Genomic DNA, 20,979 nt, shown 5'->3' with positions numbered 1-20,979 from the left:
TTCCATCATATAAAATAGCTGATATGGTTAATTGCTGATATTAAGCCGGAATTGGTTTCATCTTCCAGGCCATATGCTCCTAAAATAATACCGATTACACCGGCAATCGACGCAACTATAATGCCAATTCCAATCGTCTGTAGCAAAGCCTTTTTCTTCATTGGCTTCTCTTGCTCATCTGCCGTTTGCCACTGGATTCCTTTTACAATAGCAAGCGCTACCGTCACCAGTACAGTGATACCCATCAGGGCCTTGGACAGGCCAGTCAATACCGCAACACTTCCCTTAAACAGGGTCGTATTTTTAAAATCTACTTCTCCAGTTTTTGCATATGCGACATCGGCAAATGCCATATTAAATATTGTAATTGCAATAAAAAGTTTACATTTTACTTCCTGGATTTTTCTCATAATATCTTTAAAATGTTTCATTTCTTTCCCTTTCTACATATCTTCATCTTCATTTTTTATGCCAGACTCGTTTGACTGCCGCCTCGCCTCTTCTTCCAGTTTTTCCTTAAATACATTCCAAATTCCCCAAAGTGGAATTGATTTACAATCTCTCTCTATCCTTTCATTCTCCAATTTTTCAATCAGCTGTCTGTTATGTTCCTCATCACCCAGACCCAGGATTTTATTAAAGTGATATTCTGACAGATCCGGTAGTTTTGTCATTATTGGTCGCTCTGATGTGATCATAATCAGGGCATCCGGATATCGGATCATTCCAATATCTTCCTCTTGTAAGAGTTTTCTGCCTGTGAGGTTACTGGAATTTGAAATGTTGGCATCCTGTGTTTTCAGATTGGTGTTAGCCGATGTGGAGGTACTTGTGGACTCTACCGTATAATTCCCATAGGTTTTCGATATACTTTCTAGTGTTTTATTGTCGTCAGATTTCAAGAATATCTTCAGACCACATTGCGCCTTGATCGTTTCAAAATCATTCTTGTAATTTGCTTCCAGCTGCTGGTAACCCTGTATTACCAAATTGACTTGAATCCCACGGGAGCGCCCAGCCGCAACCATATTCCCCATCACCGGGATAGGTGGGAAGTTTCCTATTTCATCTAAGTCATAGTCTGTGGGCACCTTCAATTTCCCGCCTAATTTTCTTGCTGTCTCAATCTGTGCAATATACATTTGATTGATCAAAACGGAGGCAATTGGATAATATGTTTTCTTTTCGTCCGGGATGATCATATATATCGCTATCTTCTGTGTTCCGAGTTCCCCCAGAGCAAAGTCGCTTTGTGAGGACATCTCGGCCAGACGCGGATTTGTAAACAGACGCAATGTACCCAGCGCTGATGTATAAAATGACGAACGGGTTCGTTCCGCTGCAATCTGCGACTGCATAAATATCATCTTAGCAGGATGAGAATCCGGCAATTGGTCTAAGTAAACCGATAATGGGGTCTTATGTGTTTTAGGATTGCTCTGGCCCATATATGCAATAAAGTTATATACATTGTATAAATTCCAATATTCTTTTGGAGCCTCCAGACAAATTGCCATGATACAGGCAGCCATTGTAGCCGTTTCACCGTTATGCCAAAGTGGCTCTCCTTTTGGTTCACCCGCAAAAATAGCTACCAGATCCCACGTATAATCCTGTGCTTTGTCAGTCCAAGAGTAATCATTGTTTAAAATTTCAATGTCCTTTGCATATTTTCCTATTGTCTCCAGATCATCTTCCGCTTCCAATATCTTTTTTTTAAGTTCCTCGATTTTTTTATCCCGCTTTTCTCGTCCTTCTTGCAATGCATCAATGATTGGCTGAAGGAAATTATAATGCGAGGATTTAAGCGGATTCACGAAGTCGATGGTAATAATTTTATATCCCTCTGACTTTGCAAAACGGTGGGTATAGTAATAAATCTCACCCTTAACGTCTGACACTAAAATACAATCACCAGCTAAAATTTGAAGGCAAATGGACTGTAAAAGCACACGCCTCGTTTTTCCGGCACCTGTCATCGCCAAAATAATAGAGTGAGAAAAACCTTTCAGATATCGGATCTCATCCGTATCTCCTACACGCTTCATATCCACTACAATTCCTGGCCGTTCTTTTAATTTCTCTGGATTTTCTCCGCTAAGGACATATGTATTCAGAAGCCTTTCCTCATCGCTCCTTGTAGCAAACCATGCGTTTCCATACTGTCCATTTCCGGCTGGTACTGGTATACTTATATAATCTGTAACCGGAAATTCTCGTATAGTATGCAGGGTAGACCGCGGCCGCATCAGTATATTGAACATCAGGCAAAAGAACGCTATTTCTGAAATGATCCACCAAACAACCATACCTCTCTCTCTCTTTATTATCAGTAGAAAAAGAGCCTTTAGATAATTCCAGTCAAGTTCAAGCGAAATTTTTCCTCTATATGTTCCGCTGCTTAATTGCATAAATAGGCTTGTGAACTGATGCAAAAAATACGCACAGTATGGTGTAAGCAGGAAATGAAGGCAGAAAATATATGCCACTCTTGTTCGTAACTGTCGGCGCTGGTCTTCCAACATTTTTTTGTCAAGCGTTGCCATCTCCTATACCTCGCCTTTTTCTTTTGGATCGCAGAACTGCCGTGCATAGGGGATATGTGATGTATTGGAAAATTGAATATCCCCCCCTATTCTTTTAATTGTTACATAATGTTGCATTTTTCCTCCTTTTTTTTCCAGTTTTGTGATATAATATCCCTGTTTGCAGGAAGCCGACAAAATAACTATAGTGTCATATAAAACCACTTTTAAAAGGATGGTGTAAAATTTATGGCTAGAACCGCTTTGACCTCAAATATAAAGTATCTTTCCAGTGCTGAGTTTCGTGATCTTATTGTTGCCCTAAAGACAGCAGACCCATCTTCTAAATTTCACAAGAGAAACATAGCTGCATTTTTAATTGCAGAATATTGCGGACTGCGCGCCTCCGAATTGGGCCTCATAAGAATATCCGACTATGACCCAAACGAAAAAGTTCTGCGGTGTCGACGTTTAAAAGGCAGTGTCAGCAACGTGCTAAAAATCATTGACCCAGAAGTTTTAGCTGCAATGGAACAGCATTATTTTGAATACTTAAAAAAACCGGATAACAGCCAATACCTATTTGCCTCTAAGTCAGGCAAACCTCTGGATCGGCGTACTCTAGATGTCCTAATGAAGTTTTACTGTAGCTTTACGAGCATTTCTCCGGATAAACATCATTTCCACACACTCAAGCACACGCGGGCTATGCAGATGATCGCTACACCTGGAGTTAACCTGCGCGACGTACAATGGTGGCTGGGACATAAATATATTGCCAACACGATGATTTATTTGAATTACTCCGTAGAAGCTCAGGCAGAACTATACAAAAAACTCGAAAACAACCTTATGTAACACTTAGTTTAAATCCTTCTATCGCCATGAAATGAAAAAGAAACTGCCAGAAGAAAAGAATACCTCAACGGTTCATTTTCGACTAAGCGAGGAAGATATTGCCATGCTGGATTGCTGTGCGCAAATAGCTGGCCTTTCTCGCTCTGCATATGTACGAAAAATCACGCTTTCGCATATACGCTCTGAAATGGCCGAAAAATCTATCAGCAATACCGAAAAAATCATACGGGAAACTATGGAAACAATTTTAGATATCAAAACAAAAAATGAGGCAAAAACCCTTCGACGTTTGATTGGCGAAATTCAACGAGCCAATTTTATGCAGCTAAAAAATTACATTGAGTTAAATCCTGATTTAGATTTTTCTGAATACCAGGCATATTATTACCAGTGTGAAAAAGAAGCATATGAACTTTCATCTGGAAAACGGGTGCTTGAAAATATTTTACATATGGATCCATTGCCTAAAGAACACTCAGAATCTGTGCAAAATGAAACCGACGCCTTACCTGACTGGTTAAAGGTCTTATCTGAGAACACTTAGAGTTTTAGCAAGGAGTAATCCCTATGAAAAGCAAGGTAATATCAAAAATACGCTGCCATTCACCCAATCAGAAAAATACACCTATACTCAACTATAATTACCTTTACTATATCGCCACTAGAGAGGGGGTTGATTTATATCCTTTAGATCAAGAACTCTCCCAGGACATGACGGGTTCCTCTGATAACGAAACTTATATGCGCTATATCCATGAACGTCCGCGTTCCAATGGTCTTTTTGGAAATATTGATACCAGTGATGTAAACGCGGTCTGCCGAAATATGAAAAATATTTCAAAAACGCATTGTATCTACAGAGGTATTCTATCATTGTCAGAGGAGGATGCTCAGGATTTAAATTACATGGATAAAGCCGCCTGGAAGGATTTGCTTACTTTGTCTCTCCCCGAAATTAGTTCAACTCTTGGAATACCAGCAACTGAACTGCAATGGGTAGCTGCATTTCATAAAGAGAAAGGACACCCCCATGTCCATTATATGCTTTGGAGTAAAAATCCCAAGCACGTGCCGACGCCGTACATATCAATCCGTCAACAACACCGCTGTAGAGAAATTTTGGCCAGACGAATCACTGCCAATAAACGGAATGAACTGAACATTCTTAAAACCCAATCAAGAGATGCTCTTCTTGAATCCAGTAAAAAATATACACAAACAAAATCGCAGAAACTAGCAGATAATATCTGTACACAGCCTTCCTTTCAAACTCTACGGAAAGTAAATCGAGATTTCCTTAGTTCATCCTCCAGAGAGTTGGCAGACTTAGTTACTAACCTTCCCAAAAAAGGAAGCATAAAGTATGCTTACCTTCCCCCCGAAGTAAAAAAACAGGTAGATCAAATCGTACAAAACATGATCGGAAAGGAAGAATTAAAAAAAGAATACGATTCATTCTTAAACTATCACAAAGAAATTGCATCCACATATTCTCCAACCCAAAAAGAACTCCGGATTGCAATTTTAAAAGCTAAAGAGGATATTGACCAGCGTTTAGCCAATGTTGTTTTAAAGGCTGCTCAAGAGTTGCGAAAGGACAAATCGCTTTATTACGCCCTGTTAAACACACGGCTCCCCAGTTATAAAACACTTTTAAAACGTGGCATTTCCAATCAGACTATATTTGCCCTTAAAAATGAAATTAAAGACGGCGATTCTCAGGCAGCCTATCTATTGGGACGAATCTATGATGATCCAGACTCTGCATTTCATGATCCCGACAAAGCAATTCATTTCTATCAAAATGCAGCTGACAATGGGAATACATCAGCAAAAAGCATATTAGGCAGTAAATATATTTGGGGAAAAGATGTTAAGCAAAATGAAAAACTCGGACGAACCCTTTTACACGAAGCACAAAAAGAAGGAAACGAATATGCAAAGGATGCGGAGCAAGCCTATGATTCTTACCAAAAAGAGCGTGCTGAATATCGAACAATATCACTCATGTCAGACCTGCTTGTCAGCCTATGCTACGCTAATACCACCCGTAACCCATCGTCTGTTTATCGCCAAGATGATGATAAAAATAATATAAAAGCCCTCCGTGAAAAGGCCAAGCTTAATCCTCATAAGCATTCAAATAACCTGGATTACGAACATGATGCTTTATAAACCTTAAATGGACACACAAAAAATCTAGTTTTTTCAACGCTTAAGCAAGATTCTGTGATTACTGAAAGCCTATTTTTATGGATTCGTGTACATTTGTGTTATGTACGAAAAATGCTTATATTTCCTGGCTTTGCCAGGAAAATGTTGAGGCGACAGATACCATAGGTGTCTGTCCTATTCCTGCCTCAAAGCCACAGTTTTATCGTGGCTTAGCGAGTGAACCGGAGGTGAGCGAGCGGTGAGGCCAGAGATGATGAAGGAAGCAGTTTGCAGGGAGAAAGTCGGAAAGGGTTTGGGGGGTGAGCGGCGGGGTGTGGTAATGTGGTAAACCTAAAAGGTTTTCCACATTTCCATGCCCCATAGCGAGGGGGGATAAGGGAGAGGTGACTTTCTCTTTAAACCCCGTAGGGGTGCTCTTTGGCTCTCCCTTGTCCCCCCTTGCGGATGGTCGGAAGTTGTTCCTGTTCTGGGGACAAATGGTATCTTCCGGCTCCTACTTCTATCTGATCGACCGGAACCAGTTACGGCCTCAATGGTTCCGATTCCGGCGGCGGATCGTATCTTCCGGCTCCTACCTGACCAACCGGAACCAGTTCCGGCCTACCAGTTCTTCCAATTCCTACTTCTACCTGATCAACCGGAACCAGTTACGGCCCCTCAGATATTCCTGTTCCTACTTCTACTACCTGATCAACCGGAACCAGTTCCGGCCTACCAGTTCTTCCAATTCCTACTTCTACCTGATCAACCGGAACCAGTTACGCCCCTCAGATCTTCCTGTTCCCACTTCTACCTGACCGACCGGAACCAGTTCCGGCCTCCCAGATCTTCCAATTCCTACTTCTACCTGATCAACCGGAACCAGTTACGCCCCTCAGATATTCCAGTTCCTACTACTCCTACCTGACCAACCGGAACCAGTTACGGCCTACCAGATATTCCTGTTCCTACTTCTACCTGACTGACCGGAACCAGTTACGGCCCTCAGATATTCCAGTTCCTACTACTCCTACCTGACCGACCAGAACCAGTTCCGGCCTCCCAGATCTTCCAATTCCTACTTCTACCTGATCAACCGGAACCAGTTACGGCCCCTCAGATATTCCAGTTCCTACTTCTACTACCTGATCAACCGGAACCAGTTACGGCCTACCAGTTCTTCCAATTCCTACTTCTACCTAATCAACCGGAACCAGTTACGGCCCCTCAGATATTCCAGTTCCTACTTCTGCCTGACCGACCGGAACCAGTTCCGGCCTACCAGATATTCCTGTTCCTACTTCTGCCTGACCGACCGGAACCAGTTCCACCCCTCAGATCTTCCAGTTCCTACTACTCCTACCTGATCAACCGGAACCAGTTCCGCCCCTCAGATCTTCCAGTTCCTACTACTCCTACCTGACCAACCGGAACCAGTTACGGCCTACCAGTTCTTCCAGTTCCTACTTCTACTACCTGATCAACCGGAACCAGTTCCGGCCTACCAGATATTCCTGTTCCTACTTCTACCTGACTGACCGGAACCAGTTACGGCCCTCAGATATTCCAGTTCCTACTACTCCTACCTGATCAACCGGAACCAGTTCCGGCCTACCAGTTCTTCCAATTCCTACTTCTACCTGATCAACCGGAACCAGTTCCGGCCCCTCAGATCTTCCAGTTCCTACTACTCCTACCTGACCGACCGGAACCAGTTCCGGCCTACCAGTTCTTCCAATTCCTACTTCTACCTGATTAACCGGAACCAGTTCCGCCCCTCAGATATTCCAGTTCCTACTACTCCTACCTGACCGACCGAAACCAGTTCCGGCCCCCCAGATCTTCCTGTTCCTACTTCTACCTGACCGACCGGAACCAGTTCCGGCCTTCCAGATCTTCCTGTTCCTACTTCTACCTGATCAACCGGAACCAGTTCCGGCCTACCAGTTCTTCCAATTCCTACTTCTACCTGATTAACCGGAACCAGTTCTGCCCCTCAGATCTTCCAGTTCCTACTACTCCTACCTGACCGACCGGAACCAGTTCCGGCCCCTCAGATATTCCTATTCCTACTTCTACCTGATCAACCGGAACCAGTTCCGCCCCTCAGATCTTCCAGTTCCTACTACTCCTACCTGACCGACCGGAACCAGTTCCGGCCTCTCAGATATTCCTGTTCCTACTTCTACCTGATCAACCGGAACCAGTTACGGCCCTCCCAGTTATTCCGATTCCGAGGGGTACTCCACGCATTCCACCTCTTACTTCTGTTGATTAGTTAAAACCAGTTCCAGCTTCAATTTTCTAAATGGTTTTGTTTATCTCTGAAGTCCCATTTTTTCTTAATATACAATTTCATAATTCGTTTATAGAGATTTTCATGTACAGAATGTACGGCTGTTAGAAAGTTTCTTTTTATGATATTTTCCTCAATTTACAAAGAATTTTAACACTTTAAAACTTATCGATTATTTAAGAAATTATTAATTTTATTATTGAATTTTTCTTAGTCTCTGTTATAATAAATTCCAGGAAAGGTGACATTATAATCAGACATTATAGTTATTTTGTCCTTCTATCTTCCTCCTTCCTGTATATCCTTTTATTATAAAACATTTCCCTGTGTCAAACAATCTCAAAACCACTATTTTTGCAGAATACGCTATGCCTGTTTATTTGTCCTTTTTATTGTCTAATAGTACACATCCTGTTTTAATTGCGCAAACATTCTGATACTTCCAGTCAGCATTGCATCCCAAATGCACGACTTCATATATTGGATTGGATTTTTTATGTTAAAGTTAACACACGCATTATAAAAATTATCCATAGCTGGCTCCGCAAATTCTGATATATCTATATGGTTCTCGTAAAAAATAGCACTCTGATTGATTTTGTCAATTACCTTCGCATAACTGATCTGACATCCTTTTAAGACCATCTTTTCCTCTGTGCACATTTGAATCAGTGCTTCGTTGAAGAGGTTATAAACACGCTGCATCAGAGGATCTTTGTATCCTTTTGGGTATAAAGTATTCCAATTTGACATAAAATGAATTGCTGCAGTTATGTACTGTTCATTTGTCTTATACCAATATGGTAATTTCCTCATGGATAATAATTCTTTTTCTACATCAGCCTGTATCTGCTCCTCCCTCTTTCTCTCGCTGTCAAGAGAGAGGGAAGGATTGTTTATAGTAGAATTGTTTATAGTAAGATTGTTTATATTAGTGTCCTGTTTTACCGTGTCCTGTTTTACCGTGTCCTGATTTCTACAGTCCTGTATCATATTATCCATATCTGCCGTGTCCTGATTCCTACAGTCCTGTATTCTGGTACACGTATCTGCCGTGTCCTGGTTCTTACAGTCCTGTATTCTGGTACACGTATCTGCCGTGTCCTGGTTCTTACAGTCCTGTATTCTGGTACATATATCTGCCGTGTCCTGATTCTTACAGTCCTGTATTTTGGTAGCAATATCTACCTTTTTTACAGCGTTGTCCTTATTTGGCATATCCATAAGGTAATAATCATTTACTTGTAGCCTACCCTCAATATGACGTTGTACGGCTGTGATATAGTTTAATCCGGTAAGTAATGTATAGAACTTGTAGTATGTCTTTTCTGTAATACCCAAGTGATATAGTATCGTTTCTTTCCGTGGAAATGCACTGTTTCCTGAGCCTGTAAAGCTGCAAAAGTACGCATATATTCCCTTAGATTTTATTGGTAAACGTGAGTCTAGCATAACTGCTCTTGGGATGATTCCAAATCCCATGGCCTTCAATCCTGAGAATCTGATCCTACTGTATGTCTGATTAGTATCCTTATCATCCTTTTTCTCAAACTTTTTCGGGTTAGATATGAGTGTATAAATATTTTTTCCAAATGATCCATTTGTGTTTTTTTCTTGATTGACAACAATATAACCATTATCAAGCAATTGCCGAAAATATTTATAGTATGCGTCTTTACTGATTTGTAAATCTGTAAGTATCCTATCTCTTGCTGGAAATGCAGTCTTACCATTTCCAGCAAGACTGCATATATATGCATATATTGTTTTCGCTTCGATTGCTAAATCGTTATCGATCATTACATACTTGGGGATAATTCCAAATCCTTTGCAATTAACTCCCTCTACTTGAAGCTGGTTACTTATTAAATCTCCCATCACGGTTCCTCCCCTTATGATTATTTTAAATCATTTTTTACAAGATTATATAAAATTGCTATGTATACCATCGCCTGTGAACGATATGAGGCTCCAGGTAATGTTTCAATCTGTGATAATGAAAGTTTTTCCAAGTCATCTCTTGACTTTACATTTGCATTTTCAAATATTTTACAAACATTCAAAGCAGTCTTGGATGTGGCTCCTAATTTGATCAATTCCTGATAAGGATACTTACAGAAGTTATCATTATTGCAGATCAAGCGAATGCGTTCTCTTGAAAGATGATATTCTTTGGCCAACATTGCCAATGTTGCTCCTTCTTTCTTTTTTTGGATAATCTCAAAATTTCTTTGCGAAGATATCATTTACTACTCCTCCTTCATCATTTCAACCAGCTTTATGATTCCTCTATTTTCTGTAACGCTTTTCATAACTTCATTCATCTGCTGATCAGTTGCAATGTTCTTATAGTGCTCCACTAACCTAATCAGCTTCTCCGTGATATCAGTAAGCACCGACATCTGTATGTCTATCTCAGTTCTCGCCCTCACTAATGCCGTCATATCATTGTCCTTTTTCGATAACGCCTCTACCCGTCTATTAGCTTCTTCCAATGCCTTTTTTGTATCCTTTAAAGACTTATTCGTCTCTGAAATCATCCGACCAGAACTTTCACGTTCATTAGCTAAATCTTCCTGTAGTTGCAGTATTAACTCCTCATTTTTATCATTAACCGCCCGTTCAATTTCACTTCTGATTGTCTCCTCTCTTTTTTTGGATTCCGATAAAATTTCCCGTATCTCTGTATCCTTTTTTTGTTTGATATCTTCCAATTCATTTTCTAAACGGTTTCTCTCAGCTTCCGCCTCATTACGTGCCTTTTCCGCCGCTTTTACATTTTCTTGATATAACCGGATCTGCTCTGAATCAAGATTTCTTCCCTGCTGAAGAAAATCGAGAACAATCATCTGTTCCTCTTCTGGAAGCGCCGCAATGCCAGGAACCTTATTTATATTGATCTTACCTGCTTCAAACTCTGTGCGGAGTTCCGGAATCAGGTTATCTAGGGCATTATATTTTCTAGCCTGCCTGTCTGAAATCCCTACTTTTGCTGCTATTTCTGTTAAAGCTGGCTCAGGAGCATTATGCCCATATAAAATTCTATTTCTTTCTTGCAACAATTCCTTGGTTTCAGCTAATTGAATAGCCCTTTCTTGTGGTGTAAGATCACGAACCTTCAGGTTCGCCTCCTTAAGGCGGAGTTCAGAATCTATTTCATTTAAGCGTGTTTGTTCAACTGTCTCATCATCACTATCCTGCTCATACCCTCTCTTCACATTGACTGCAAATCCTTTTTCAAAAAAAGGCTTGATATTACGAACATAGTTCTGGTACGCTGTTTTCTCCTCGTTATTATCTTGAAAAGCATTTATATTATCAATGCTACCATATTTTTCATGCAGCATATCGCACGCTCTTACACGACGTTCGCCAGACTCTAATATGTATTTATCTTGATCATCGTCATAATAAGCCACCAGGTTATGCAGCATACCATGCTGGAGCAAGCCGTTGGCTAATTCCTCTACTTCCCTGATATTAAAATTATTCTTTTTATTAAATACGATTTTCTCACGTGGAATGAATTTGAAATTAAAAGCAGAGTTTGATAAATTTGTACCGCCATTTACAGCCTGTCCTAATTCCAAAACAGAATTGGATAATGTATCTTTAGCTACATAGTCTACTTTTTCTTGAGTAGTCTGCATCTCCTGGCTCTTTACATCATCACCAGTAAACTCCGCTTTTTCAGAGTTAAAATTAAGTGTTTTAAATTTCATAATGCTCTATCTCCATTTCTTCTCTATTGGTCGGTTTTTTGACCAATCCAATCTTTGTCCGCAACTCCAACAATACCGCTGTTCCACTGGAACTGGTGCACTGCATATAGGGCAGTCTCCTGTCAATTTATATGTAGCAGTCTCTTTGACTTTGGTTGGATATACATTCTGTACCTCCTGTGCTATCTGTTTTTGCAATGCTTCGTTCGCAGCTTGCAGCGCCTCAAACAAATATTCATTATGAATATCTCTCCTTGCGTTTCCCATAAAATTTTTGATTGTGTTTATGTTTGTGACTGCGCCTCTCATTTATCACTCCTAAATTTTTCAGTTTTGCAAAACATTAAGGCTGTCATCAACCTTAAACAGCTTTTTCCCACAATCGGCACACATAGCATATTTACCAGTATTCTTATGTTGCAAACCGCTATGTAGTTCTGTTGCATCAATGTCTCCGGATTCTAGGTCAACATAGTATTCCCCAACTCCGAAAATTCTTTGTTTTATTTTTAAAGTTGTTCCTCCGCAATATGGACATTCATGCAGTGGAAATTTTGTCGCATCAACTTCACCCATCATTTTTCCTCCATCAAATCTTAATATTACATATCATCCAAAGATAACTGCCCTGGAATATTGTCATCTTCCATCCACCATAGAAATACATCATATCCAGTTTTCCACTTGCTGGGTTTTCCTGCTCTGTGAATTGCCTCCAGCATCTTGCCAAATGCTCTGATATATGCCCGCCTATAAGTCGGAAAATCTGCAAATTCTTTCCAGCGATGTTTCCCTGCCATTGGACACCCTATGCATCCCACTCTTTTATACCCCATGTCATATAGAGGATTGTACAGAACACGTTCTGATCTAATGTAATCCCAGATATCCTTATGTGTCCAATCTACGATTGGATTTACAGCACTTTTGGATTTCAACCGGCAATGCTCTATGAGCCGACGTTTCTCTGAATTATCATTCATTAGGATAATTTCATCATTAATAGCAATCTTGTTTTTCTTCTTTGCTGTAATTCCTTCGTATGCTGTCCTATCTTTACGTGCTGTACTCTCATCCCACCGTACGCCAGTTGCAATATATCTATTGGGGCATCCTGTTTCTTTCAAAACGGAACAGCAATACCGTTTCATTCTTGTTGGTGGAGTTTTCTTTTCAGGTATCAAAGTCCACATACTGCACCGTTGGCCCTTATATACTGGCTTTTCTACTGTAGCCTTAATCCCTAAATTCTCCAACACTCCAAACTTCTGGCGAATATGATATATCGTCTGGGGAGCATCAACCGTTGTATGACTGTTATGTACTTCATACGGTACACCAGAACGCCGAAATAATTCCAAAACTACATCACTGTCTTTACCGCCGGAATAGGTACATACAAGAGGTACCCCATAATGTTGTAATGACATTTCAGATGCAAGCTTGATCCGTTCGATTGCTTTTTTCTCTAAATCCATTTCTTTCTCCAAACCTTAATTTTGTTTAATTGAAAATGTGATATTCACTTTCAGTTCCAAATCTTCAAAAGTGAATTTTAAATCAACATTATCTGTATTATTTTCTTTGCAGCATTCCAACAAATCTGCAATGTCGTGCATAAATCCTTCTGAAAAATCTTTATCCATACTCTCCTCCAGACTTAATTATGTTGGTACGGACACGGAGACCCCAAATAGCACCTGTCCACCCATTCCTCTACCTCGCTGTTCTCCAACGCCTTAACGGCCATCTCATACGCCTGGATCTGTTTCTCTGCGTCTGCGCGGAATGCCAGTTTCTCGTATATGTTATTCCTGACAATTCCAGCGTGTACCATGCGTTCCCAGCCACTATCTGTGATCTGGTTTTTGTATGTGCTGATATGCTCCTGCAATATCTGGATCGCTGTTTTTTTCTCCATTCTCTTCACCTCCGCATTTTAGCCGGCTGCTCCCCAGTCCTTATTTTAATGCAAACCGCTCCAATGATTCTTTAAGCCATTTCATCGCTGTTGTACAGTTTTCTATTCCATATACCGTATGAAAAACTATATCCTGCTGTACATTTTCCAGTGTCAAGCCTTCCAGTGCATAGAATTTAATGAATCCCTGTACGATCTGCATTTCTGACATTTTTTTCGGGTCATGTGCCAGATCAAACAACCATACTTTGTGTAATTCACTGTACCTGTTCTTCATCTGCTCCCCTCTCTTTCCGCCTTATTTTACGGTTTCTCCTTATATCTTCATCATTCTATATCTCTAAAAGGTATTTCATAGTAAGCCTTGCTATATAATTTACCTCACTTGCTTTTTTCACATAGTTGTTGTATGCAGTCTCCACCTGATCACTCAAATCCTCATCTACATAATTCATGTGCTCAGATTGATTTATTAATGTCTTCCATCTATTCCACAACTCTTCTTCTTGCTTTAAATTGTCCCTGTACTCCTCACTTAGTTTCAAAATAATATAATTATTACTATACATTGTAATTCCTCATAGCTTCTACAAAATATGTATTAGCAGCCTCTTAATTCTCCCTTATATTGTTCATATGTGTCTATCATTCTAATAGCAATGTAGGAGTCCATAACTATCATCAGCACGGATATCCCCCCTTTCCAGACCAGGCTAAAGGAGGTTTAATTGGTGGCCTGGTCTGATTGGTCAGAAAGTATTGTGACATATCGCAATCTGAACCCATTGTTATTTATGTATCAACTTCTGTTTTATTTCAGAAGGTAATACCTCACTTATCTTCTCCCATACTCAATTTTAATTTTCTACTTGCATCCCCCTTTAAAACCCCCATCTCTAATAACAGGTTACAATAATCAATCAATGCATTACTGTCAAGGCTATACTCTAACATAGGTACAAAGCTGCTTTCAATCTGTGCAATCTTTGTGTCGCGTCGAATATATGTTTTAAAAATCAACTCTGGGATTGCTTCCTGATAGTCTCTGATCCGCTCCCTCACTGCTATTGTTCTTGGATCAACCTGTGTTAAAAAAGTCCCCAGAAACTTCACGTTCTCCAAATCATGCTCATCCTTGATTTCTCTTATAACATCAAGGATTTCTCTTAATCCTTTTTTTGAAAAACCATCTTCACGAATTGGCGTGATCACATAATTGCTGGCCGCTATGCTGTTGGTTGTAAACCAGTCTAGTGAGGGGGCATTATCAATCAGTACATAATCATAATCATCTTTGATTGACCGCAGTGCCTTATTTAGAACAAATGGCCCTTTATAGCATTCCAGCATTGAACTTTCAATACGTGCAAACCTTTTACTGGATGGAATGATATCAATACCTTTAATATTCGTAGGATATATGACTTTTAATAGTTCTTCCCGGCTTCTCAAACGTTCTACAAATACTTCAAATATATTTTCCTGGGCCGGTGCTGTTCGTCCCATAATGCTGCTTTCAGTTTCTTCTACATATGCGTGAAGTGCCATAGATATATTACTCTGTCCATCCAGATCAACAACCAACACTTTTTGCTCTAAATAGGCCAATAATTCTGCCAAAAGTAAAATTGATGTTGTTTTTCCAACCCCACCTTTATTATTGAGTGAACTAATTACGATACCCATTTTTCTCTCTTCCTTTCTCTCTGTAACCTTTTTCAACCGCTTGGCTTGGATCAATGGCATCGACATAAGCTTTCGGTATTTTCCCTGCAAATGTCAAATACCCATGTTCTGCCAGCTGTAAATTCATACTGCGAATACACCGATATGCCTGCGACTTTGACAATTCAAATTTTTGCATGATATCGTATACATTATAAAATTTACTCTCTTCCTGTTTCCCCATTCTTTTAAAATTCCCCTTACGATTTTCCTTGAAAATTTTTAAACAATATGTTATAATCAACTTGTTATATTTTTCATCACGGTAAGAGTTGCTTCCATTATCAATGGGGGCTTCTCTTTTTTTATCCGCCTCTCATAAGCTTTTCCCCTTTTTGGTGTATAAATAAAATAAAAAAGGATATTTTTTGAAAATACTGTTTCAAAAAATATCCTTTTCATTATTGTTATTACGTAAAGGCAGCTTCCACTTACCTTTACCTTATCCATCTTATATAGAAATTTTATTACATCCCGTTACATCCAATAATAAAAATTTGATGTAGTAAATGATGTAGTAGCACCAATCTCGACGTTTTTTGTTAGCACATCAATACAGTTTCGCACCCGCAGGAATCCGGTCATCCACCATCAGCAAATTCAGTCCTTCTTTGCCATTTTCCTCATGAACAGCAGAGATCAGCATACCGCATGACTCAATTCCCATCATGGCTCTTGGAGGTAAATTTACAATAGCAATGCACGTCTTTCCTATCAGTTCTTCCGGCTCATAATACTCGTGAATACCGCTTAAAATCACGCGTTCTGTGTCGGTTCCATCGTTTAAAGTGAACTTCAGCAGCTTCTTGCTTTTTGGCACTGCCTCACATCCCTTTACCTTTACAACACGGAAATCGGACTTGCTGAACGTCTCAAAATCGACGTTTTCCTCAAACAGCGGCTCGATTTTTACATTGGAGAAATCAATCATTTCAGCGGCTTTTCCGGCTCCAACAGCCATAGAAACAACTGTCTTTTCAGCCTTACCTTCACCCCGCTTTGCGTCCAGTGACTTCATCGTCGGGAACAATAAAACATCTCTGATCGCCGCTGAATCTGTCAGCAGCATACACATTCTGTCAATACCAAAACCGATACCTCCCGTAGGCGGCATACCAATCTCCAATGCATTTAAGAAGTCCTCATCCGTATGGTTTGCTTCCTCATCACCGGCTGCGAATTGCTCTTCCTGAGCCTTAAACCGTTCTCTCTGATCGATGGGGTCATTGAGCTCAGAGTAGGCATTTGCCATCTCCCAGCCGTTCATAAAGAACTCGAAACGCTCTGTATATTCCGGGTTCTCTGGCTTCTTTTTGGTTAACGGAGAGATCTCTATGGGATGATCCATAACAAAGGTAGGCTGAATCAGGTGCTCTTCTACAAAGGCCTCGAAGAACAGGTTTAAGATATCGCCCTTCTTATGGCGCTCCTCGAACTCTACGTGCTTCTCCTTTGCAGCTGCTCTTGCCTCTTCCAGCGTATGGATTTCATTAAAATCCACACCGGAGTATTTCTTAACGGCATCTACCATGGTGATACGCTCAAAAGGCTTTCCAAGATCCATTTCCACACCGTTGTAGCTGATCTTTGTGGTTCCAAGAACCTCCTGCGCCACAAAACGGTACAGGTTCTCGGTCAGATCCATCATGCCGTGGTAATCGGTGTATGCCTGATACAGTTCCATCAGGGTAAACTCAGGATTGTGTCTTGTATCCAGTCCCTCGTTGCGGAATACGCGGCCAATCTCATATACTCTCTCAAGGCCGCCTACGATCAGGCGCTTTAAGTAAAGCTCCAGTGAAATGCGAAGCTTGAACTTCTCATCCAGAGCATTAAAATATGTCTCAAACGGCCGGGCTGCCGCGCCGCCTGCATTGGACACCAGCATAGGTGTCTCCACTTCCATGAAGCCCTCTCCGCCCAGATATTTGCGGATAGCCGCCAGAATCCTGGAACGTTTGATAAAGGTATCCTTTACCTCCTCGTTCATGATCAAATCCACATAGCGCTGGCGGTAGCGCAGATCTGTGTCGGTCAAGCCATGGAACTTCTCAGGAAGAACCTGAAGGCTCTTGGAAAGAAGGGTAAACTCAGTGGCGTGTACGGAGATTTCCCCTGTTTTAGTAGTGAAAACCGTTCCCTTTACGCCTACGATATCGCCGATATCCAGCTTTTTGAATTCCTTATAGGACTCTTCGCCTACACTGTCACGGGCCACGTAGACCTGAATACGGCCTTTGAGATCCTGAAGGTTGCAGAAGGAAGCCTTGCCCATGACGCGCTTAAACATCATACGCCCCGCAATGCTTACCTCTTTCTCCTCCCACTGGCTGTAATTTTCCCTGATCTCCGTGCTGTGAGCGGTTACATCGTATTTTGTGATCTGAAATGGATCCTTTCCTGCTGCCTGAAGCTCTGCCAGCTTATCTCTGCGGGCCTTCAGCACATGATTTAAGTCCTGCTCTGTCTGATTTGCCTTCTGCTCTCCCACGTCTTTTCTGCTCCTTTGTGAAATATTTAACGGTTAAGTATTCCCTATGACACTCTCTGGATCTCCAGAACCTTATACTGGATGATGCCTGCCTGTGTCTCTACATCAACGACATCCCCTACGGATTTTCCGATGAGGGCCCGGCCTACAGGCGCTTCGTTGGAAATCTTGTTCTGCAGGCTGTTTGCCTCAGTGGAGCCTACAATGAAAAATTCCATCTCCTCGTCGTACTCAACATCCAGAAGCTTTACCTTACAGCCGATATTGATCTTGTCTACATCGATCTCGTCCTCGACTACTACCTCTGCGTTCTTCAACAGTTTCTCTAACTCCTCGATACGGAGTTCAATATCTCTCTGTTCATCCTTTGCAGCATCGTACTCTGCGTTCTCGGATAAGTCACCCTGCTCTCTTGCCTCTTTGATCTTCTGAGCTACTTCTTTTCTTTTTACGACCTTCAGATTCTGAAGCTCATCCTCATACTGCTTTAATCCGGCATAGGTCAAAATATGTTTCTTGTCTGCCATGTTTCCTGCTTCCTTCCTTTTTCATTGTGGACTGCTCTTACCATCAGTCTATTTCCCGGGCAGACTCCCCGTCCTGCCCGGATATCCCAAAAAAATTCTCATCTATAGTGTATTTTTATCTCTGTCTGTGTTGTGTAAGATACCCTGACATTCAGTGTATTATATAAGAAAAAATACCCATTGTCAAGTGCGCAGCCAGGGTTTTAACTGGCGTTTCGGTCCGTCCAAAGCCCTGGTTTAGCTGAGTTTTTCACCATACAAACCTCTGAGTCCGATTCCCGGCACCTGGGAGCACGCCTCCTGGCGGCATTTTGCTGCTATAAGCCAGCAATTCTCTATGCCTGGGCCATCCGTTCATCCAGCAGCGCCGCCAATCCTTCCAGAGTTTCCACCTGATTGATCTCGCATCTAAGAGCCGCTGAGTGTTTCATTCCCTTTGTGTACCAGGCCATATGACTCCTCATCTCCCGCATGGCCACATTTTCCCCCTTGTACTCTGTAAGCATCCGGCCGTGACGCAGGATCATCTGCCGGATCTCCTCTGCGGCGGGGCGGGGAAACATTTCGCCTGTTTCCAGATACCTGCGGATCTCACGGAAAATCCAGGGATTTCCCTTGGCTCCTCTTGCCACCATAATTCCATCGCAGCCCGTCTCCTTTAACATCCGGGCCGCGTCCTCTGCCCCGAAGATATCTCCATTTCCGATTACCGGTATCTTTACCGCCTCTTTTACCCGGCGGATCACCTCCCAGTCTGCTGTGCCGGAGTAATACTGTTCCCTGGTCCGGCCATGGACTGCCACCCAGGCTACGCCGCAGCTTTCAGCCATTTTGGCAAATTCCACTGCATTCAGGCACTGGTCGTTAAATCCCTTCCTGAATTTTACTGTCACCGGCTTTTTTACTGCCTTTACCATAGCGGTCAAAATCCGTTCTGCCCGCTTTATATCCTTCATAAGAGCCGAGCCCTCGCCGTTGTTTACAATCTTCGGCACCGGACAGCCCATGTTTACATCTATGGCCGCAAAGGGGCCGTCCTCAATCTGAGCCGCGATCTCCGCCATAATTTCAGGATCCGATCCAAACAGCTGCACAGCCACCGGTCCCTCTGCCGGATCTACCGCCATCAGTTCCCTGGTGTTTTTATTCTTATATAAAATGGCTTTGGCGCTGACCATCTCTGTCACCGCCATCCCCGCACCCTGTTCCCTGCACAGGAGTCTGAATGGCAGATCCGTCACTCCTGCCATGGGCGCCAGTATGATATTGCTGTCTAATACCGTATCTTTAAGCTTAAGCTTCATCCTGATCTCTCCCGCTTTCTTCCCAGTCCACGTCCTCTTCCAGAAAAAAAGTCCGGTAGTACAGCTCCAGAGCCTCCAGCAGATCCCTTTTTTCCTCCTGATACTGCTTGATCTTCAAGACGCTTCCGATCTCATCAAAAAGGTAGTCCCCTTCCTCTGAGGTCACCTTAAATTCCAGATTCCCCCTGTCGTCAAACTCCAGGGTCAGAACACCGCCCACGTCCTCAGTAAACAGAACGCACATAATATGCAGTTCGTTCTGAACTGACTGAGGGAGACTCTTAAATTCTTCATTAAAATAATATTTCTGCTCATAAGAGCTTGCCCCGCAGAGCACCACTGTATCCATCATCCTATTATCTCCACAAAAGTCCGCTGCCCATACACAGACAGCGGACTTTTTCTCTTTGCACCTTTCCTTCTTATCTCACAAGAAGCTTTGCGATATTGAACTGTTCCTCCGAGATATCCTTCGTCATATTCAGCGCTTCCTGAATATCAAAATCAACAAACTCACCGTTCTTATAAGCCACCAGACGATTGCTCTTTCCCTCAACCAAAAGCTCCGTTGCCTTTGCACCCATGATGGAAGCATATACGCGGTCTTTACAGGTGGGAGTACCGCCGCGCTGCATATGGCCCAGAATCGTAGCTCTGGTTTCAATGCCGGTTGCTGCTTCGATGCGCTTTGCCATGGAACCGGAATGGCCGATACCCTCCGCGTTTATGATGATGTTGTGCTTCTTGCCTCTCTTACGATTTTCAATGATCCGGTTGATCAGCGCCTGCTCATCTCCGTCATAACGCTCCGGAAGAAGAATGTCCTCCGCGCCGTTTGCAATGCCGCACCATAAAGCGATATAGCCGGCGTTGCGCCCCATTACTTCCACGATACTGCAACGCTCATGAGAAGTGGAGGTGTCGCGGATCTTATCGATCGCTTCCATGGCTGTGTTTACCGCCGTGTCAAAACCAATGGTATAATCGGTACAGGCAATGTCCAGGTCAATGGTTCCTGGAAGGCCAATGGTGTTGATCCCAAGGGCGGAGAGTTTTCCTGCACCTCTGAAGGAGCCATCGCCTCCGATGACTACCATACCGTCAATGCCGTGCTTGCGGCAGATCTCAGCGCCTCTCTGCTGGCCCTCAGGAGTGGTAAATTCCTTGCATCTTGCGGTATAAAGAATGGTGCCGCCCCGGTTGATGGTATCCGAAACGCTGGTGGATTCCATATCCACGATCTCCTCCTCCAGAAGACCGGCATATCCTCTCATAATGCCCTTTACCTTCAGTCCCTTATTGATCGCTGACCGCACCACTGCGCGGATGGCTGCGTTCATACCCGGCGCATCACCGCCGCTGGTTAATACTCCAATGGTCTTTACTGCCTTTGCCATAGCAATTTACCTCCTTATAGTAAGCACATACATATCTATGCCTGTTTTTCCTCTTTCTA

22 protein-coding genes are annotated in these 20,979 nt (G+C 42.2%); 4 read left to right on the top strand and 18 right to left on the bottom strand.

All coding sequences use genetic code 11. The features are described 5' to 3' along the window. Window positions 1–5 precede the first annotated feature (5 nt). Entirely contained in the window at window positions 6–431 is a 426-nt protein-coding gene (locus HW447_RS14975; RefSeq protein WP_176255935.1) for a hypothetical protein, read from the bottom strand. Window positions 432–443: 12 nt separating this feature from the next. Continuing rightward, window positions 444–2,546, bottom strand: a complete 2,103-nt coding sequence (locus tag HW447_RS14970; protein WP_176255934.1) for a type IV secretory system conjugative DNA transfer family protein — start codon at window positions 2,544–2,546, stop codon at window positions 444–446. A gap of 228 nt (window positions 2,547–2,774) precedes the next feature. Between HW447_RS14970 and HW447_RS14965 the strand changes: the two genes are divergently transcribed. From HW447_RS14965 to HW447_RS14950, 4 genes are all read left to right on the top strand, one after another. After that, window positions 2,775–3,383, top strand: a complete 609-nt coding sequence (locus HW447_RS14965) for a tyrosine-type recombinase/integrase (RefSeq protein WP_176255933.1) — start codon at window positions 2,775–2,777, stop codon at window positions 3,381–3,383. Window positions 3,384–3,414: 31 nt separating this feature from the next. Continuing rightward, window positions 3,415–3,927 carry a plasmid mobilization protein gene (locus HW447_RS14960; RefSeq protein ID WP_390470376.1) on the top strand — a complete coding sequence of 171 codons (513 nt, stop codon included), beginning with the start codon at window positions 3,415–3,417 and terminating at the stop codon, window positions 3,925–3,927. A 23-nt stretch (window positions 3,928–3,950) separates the two neighbouring features. After that, window positions 3,951–5,558 (top strand): MobP3 family relaxase, encoded by a 1,608-nt coding sequence (gene mobP3 / locus HW447_RS14955; RefSeq protein ID WP_176255931.1) that lies wholly within the window; start codon window positions 3,951–3,953, stop codon window positions 5,556–5,558. 383 nt (window positions 5,559–5,941) lie between these two features. Then, on the top strand, window positions 5,942–6,355 hold the full coding sequence (locus tag HW447_RS14950; protein ID WP_176255930.1) for a hypothetical protein: 414 nt from the start codon (window positions 5,942–5,944) through the stop codon (window positions 6,353–6,355). Between the two features lie 1,874 nt (window positions 6,356–8,229). Here HW447_RS14950 and HW447_RS14945 read toward each other — a convergent pair. The 16 genes from HW447_RS14945 to pfkA form a co-directional block, all read right to left on the bottom strand. After that, window positions 8,230–9,711, bottom strand: a complete 1,482-nt coding sequence (locus tag HW447_RS14945; protein WP_176255929.1) for a helix-turn-helix domain-containing protein — start codon at window positions 9,709–9,711, stop codon at window positions 8,230–8,232. 20 nt (window positions 9,712–9,731) lie between these two features. Beyond that, entirely contained in the window at window positions 9,732–10,079 is a 348-nt protein-coding gene (locus HW447_RS14940; RefSeq protein WP_176255928.1) for a hypothetical protein, read from the bottom strand. A 3-nt stretch (window positions 10,080–10,082) separates the two neighbouring features. Beyond that, entirely contained in the window at window positions 10,083–11,555 is a 1,473-nt protein-coding gene (locus tag HW447_RS14935; protein WP_176255927.1) for a ParB N-terminal domain-containing protein, read from the bottom strand. Between the two features lie 327 nt (window positions 11,556–11,882). Further along, complete coding sequence (locus tag HW447_RS14930) at window positions 11,883–12,134, bottom strand: hypothetical protein (protein WP_243176315.1); 252 nt, start codon at window positions 12,132–12,134, stop codon at window positions 11,883–11,885. 23 nt (window positions 12,135–12,157) lie between these two features. Beyond that, entirely contained in the window at window positions 12,158–13,033 is an 876-nt protein-coding gene (locus HW447_RS14925) for a phosphoadenosine phosphosulfate reductase family protein (protein ID WP_176255926.1), read from the bottom strand. A 15-nt stretch (window positions 13,034–13,048) separates the two neighbouring features. Then, a complete protein-coding gene (locus HW447_RS14920; RefSeq protein WP_176255925.1) occupies window positions 13,049–13,201 on the bottom strand; it encodes a hypothetical protein in 153 nt (50 codons plus the stop codon). A 14-nt stretch (window positions 13,202–13,215) separates the two neighbouring features. After that, window positions 13,216–13,476, bottom strand: coding sequence for a hypothetical protein (locus HW447_RS14915; protein WP_176255924.1), 261 nt, complete (start codon window positions 13,474–13,476; stop codon window positions 13,216–13,218). A gap of 40 nt (window positions 13,477–13,516) precedes the next feature. Beyond that, entirely contained in the window at window positions 13,517–13,753 is a 237-nt protein-coding gene (locus HW447_RS14910) for a hypothetical protein (protein WP_176255923.1), read from the bottom strand. 55 nt (window positions 13,754–13,808) lie between these two features. Beyond that, the gene (locus HW447_RS14905) at window positions 13,809–14,045 is read right to left on the bottom strand and encodes a hypothetical protein (protein ID WP_176255922.1); all 237 of its coding nucleotides are present in this window, start codon (window positions 14,043–14,045) and stop codon (window positions 13,809–13,811) included. 262 nt (window positions 14,046–14,307) lie between these two features. After that, window positions 14,308–15,162, bottom strand: a complete 855-nt coding sequence (locus HW447_RS14900) for a ParA family protein (RefSeq protein ID WP_176255921.1) — start codon at window positions 15,160–15,162, stop codon at window positions 14,308–14,310. After that, window positions 15,146–15,385, bottom strand: coding sequence for a hypothetical protein (locus HW447_RS14895; protein ID WP_176255920.1), 240 nt, complete (start codon window positions 15,383–15,385; stop codon window positions 15,146–15,148). Before HW447_RS14895 ends, HW447_RS14900 begins: the two co-directional genes overlap by 17 nt. 366 nt (window positions 15,386–15,751) lie before the next feature. After that, window positions 15,752–17,692 (bottom strand): lysine--tRNA ligase, encoded by a 1,941-nt coding sequence (lysS, locus tag HW447_RS14890; RefSeq protein ID WP_176255919.1) that lies wholly within the window; start codon window positions 17,690–17,692, stop codon window positions 15,752–15,754. A 44-nt stretch (window positions 17,693–17,736) separates the two neighbouring features. Next, complete coding sequence (gene greA, locus HW447_RS14885) at window positions 17,737–18,219, bottom strand: transcription elongation factor GreA (RefSeq protein ID WP_176255918.1); 483 nt, start codon at window positions 18,217–18,219, stop codon at window positions 17,737–17,739. 335 nt (window positions 18,220–18,554) lie between these two features. Further along, the gene (gene dusB, locus HW447_RS14880) at window positions 18,555–19,523 is read right to left on the bottom strand and encodes a tRNA dihydrouridine synthase DusB (RefSeq protein ID WP_176255917.1); all 969 of its coding nucleotides are present in this window, start codon (window positions 19,521–19,523) and stop codon (window positions 18,555–18,557) included. Further along, window positions 19,513–19,875, bottom strand: a complete 363-nt coding sequence (locus tag HW447_RS14875) for a DUF6145 family protein (RefSeq protein ID WP_176255916.1) — start codon at window positions 19,873–19,875, stop codon at window positions 19,513–19,515. The genes dusB and HW447_RS14875 overlap by 11 nt, the downstream gene beginning before the upstream one ends. Before the next feature lie 70 nt (window positions 19,876–19,945). Beyond that, window positions 19,946–20,920: a 6-phosphofructokinase gene (pfkA, locus tag HW447_RS14870; RefSeq protein ID WP_176255915.1), complete on the bottom strand. Its 975-nt coding sequence runs from the start codon at window positions 20,918–20,920 to the stop codon at window positions 19,946–19,948. Between the last annotated feature and the right edge of the window lie 59 nt (window positions 20,921–20,979).

The organism is Enterocloster alcoholdehydrogenati (assembly GCF_013282095.1).
GTDB classification, from domain to species: domain Bacteria; phylum Bacillota; class Clostridia; order Lachnospirales; family Lachnospiraceae; genus Enterocloster; species Enterocloster alcoholdehydrogenati.
Note: the sequence above shows the minus strand (reverse complement) of the source record. Positions and strands in the feature narration are given on the sequence as shown.

What these genes read in the sequence shown, in the direction of transcription:
- HW447_RS14975 (WP_176255935.1), bottom strand. Translation starts at nt 431, where the DNA reads ATGAAACATTTTAAAGATATTATGAGAAAAATCCAGGAAGTAAAATGT.
- HW447_RS14970 (WP_176255934.1), bottom strand. Translation starts at nt 2,546, where the DNA reads ATGGCAACGCTTGACAAAAAAATGTTGGAAGACCAGCGCCGACAGTTA.
- HW447_RS14965 (WP_176255933.1), top strand. Translation starts at nt 2,775, where the DNA reads ATGGCTAGAACCGCTTTGACCTCAAATATAAAGTATCTTTCCAGTGCT.
- HW447_RS14960 (WP_390470376.1), top strand. Translation starts at nt 3,415, where the DNA reads ATGAAAAAGAAACTGCCAGAAGAAAAGAATACCTCAACGGTTCATTTT.
- mobP3 (WP_176255931.1), top strand. Translation starts at nt 3,951, where the DNA reads ATGAAAAGCAAGGTAATATCAAAAATACGCTGCCATTCACCCAATCAG.
- HW447_RS14945 (WP_176255929.1), bottom strand. Translation starts at nt 9,711, where the DNA reads ATGGGAGATTTAATAAGTAACCAGCTTCAAGTAGAGGGAGTTAATTGC.
- HW447_RS14940 (WP_176255928.1), bottom strand. Translation starts at nt 10,079, where the DNA reads ATGATATCTTCGCAAAGAAATTTTGAGATTATCCAAAAAAAGAAAGAA.
- HW447_RS14935 (WP_176255927.1), bottom strand. Translation starts at nt 11,555, where the DNA reads ATGAAATTTAAAACACTTAATTTTAACTCTGAAAAAGCGGAGTTTACT.
- HW447_RS14930 (WP_243176315.1), bottom strand. Translation starts at nt 12,134, where the DNA reads ATGATGGGTGAAGTTGATGCGACAAAATTTCCACTGCATGAATGTCCA.
- HW447_RS14925 (WP_176255926.1), bottom strand. Translation starts at nt 13,033, where the DNA reads ATGGATTTAGAGAAAAAAGCAATCGAACGGATCAAGCTTGCATCTGAA.
- HW447_RS14920 (WP_176255925.1), bottom strand. Translation starts at nt 13,201, where the DNA reads ATGGATAAAGATTTTTCAGAAGGATTTATGCACGACATTGCAGATTTG.
- HW447_RS14915 (WP_176255924.1), bottom strand. Translation starts at nt 13,476, where the DNA reads ATGGAGAAAAAAACAGCGATCCAGATATTGCAGGAGCATATCAGCACA.
- HW447_RS14910 (WP_176255923.1), bottom strand. Translation starts at nt 13,753, where the DNA reads ATGAAGAACAGGTACAGTGAATTACACAAAGTATGGTTGTTTGATCTG.
- HW447_RS14905 (WP_176255922.1), bottom strand. Translation starts at nt 14,045, where the DNA reads ATGTATAGTAATAATTATATTATTTTGAAACTAAGTGAGGAGTACAGG.
- HW447_RS14900 (WP_176255921.1), bottom strand. Translation starts at nt 15,162, where the DNA reads ATGGGTATCGTAATTAGTTCACTCAATAATAAAGGTGGGGTTGGAAAA.
- HW447_RS14895 (WP_176255920.1), bottom strand. Translation starts at nt 15,385, where the DNA reads ATGGGGAAACAGGAAGAGAGTAAATTTTATAATGTATACGATATCATG.
- greA (WP_176255918.1), bottom strand. Translation starts at nt 18,219, where the DNA reads ATGGCAGACAAGAAACATATTTTGACCTATGCCGGATTAAAGCAGTAT.
- dusB (WP_176255917.1), bottom strand. Translation starts at nt 19,523, where the DNA reads ATGAAGCTTAAGCTTAAAGATACGGTATTAGACAGCAATATCATACTG.
- HW447_RS14875 (WP_176255916.1), bottom strand. Translation starts at nt 19,875, where the DNA reads ATGATGGATACAGTGGTGCTCTGCGGGGCAAGCTCTTATGAGCAGAAA.
- pfkA (WP_176255915.1), bottom strand. Translation starts at nt 20,920, where the DNA reads ATGGCAAAGGCAGTAAAGACCATTGGAGTATTAACCAGCGGCGGTGAT.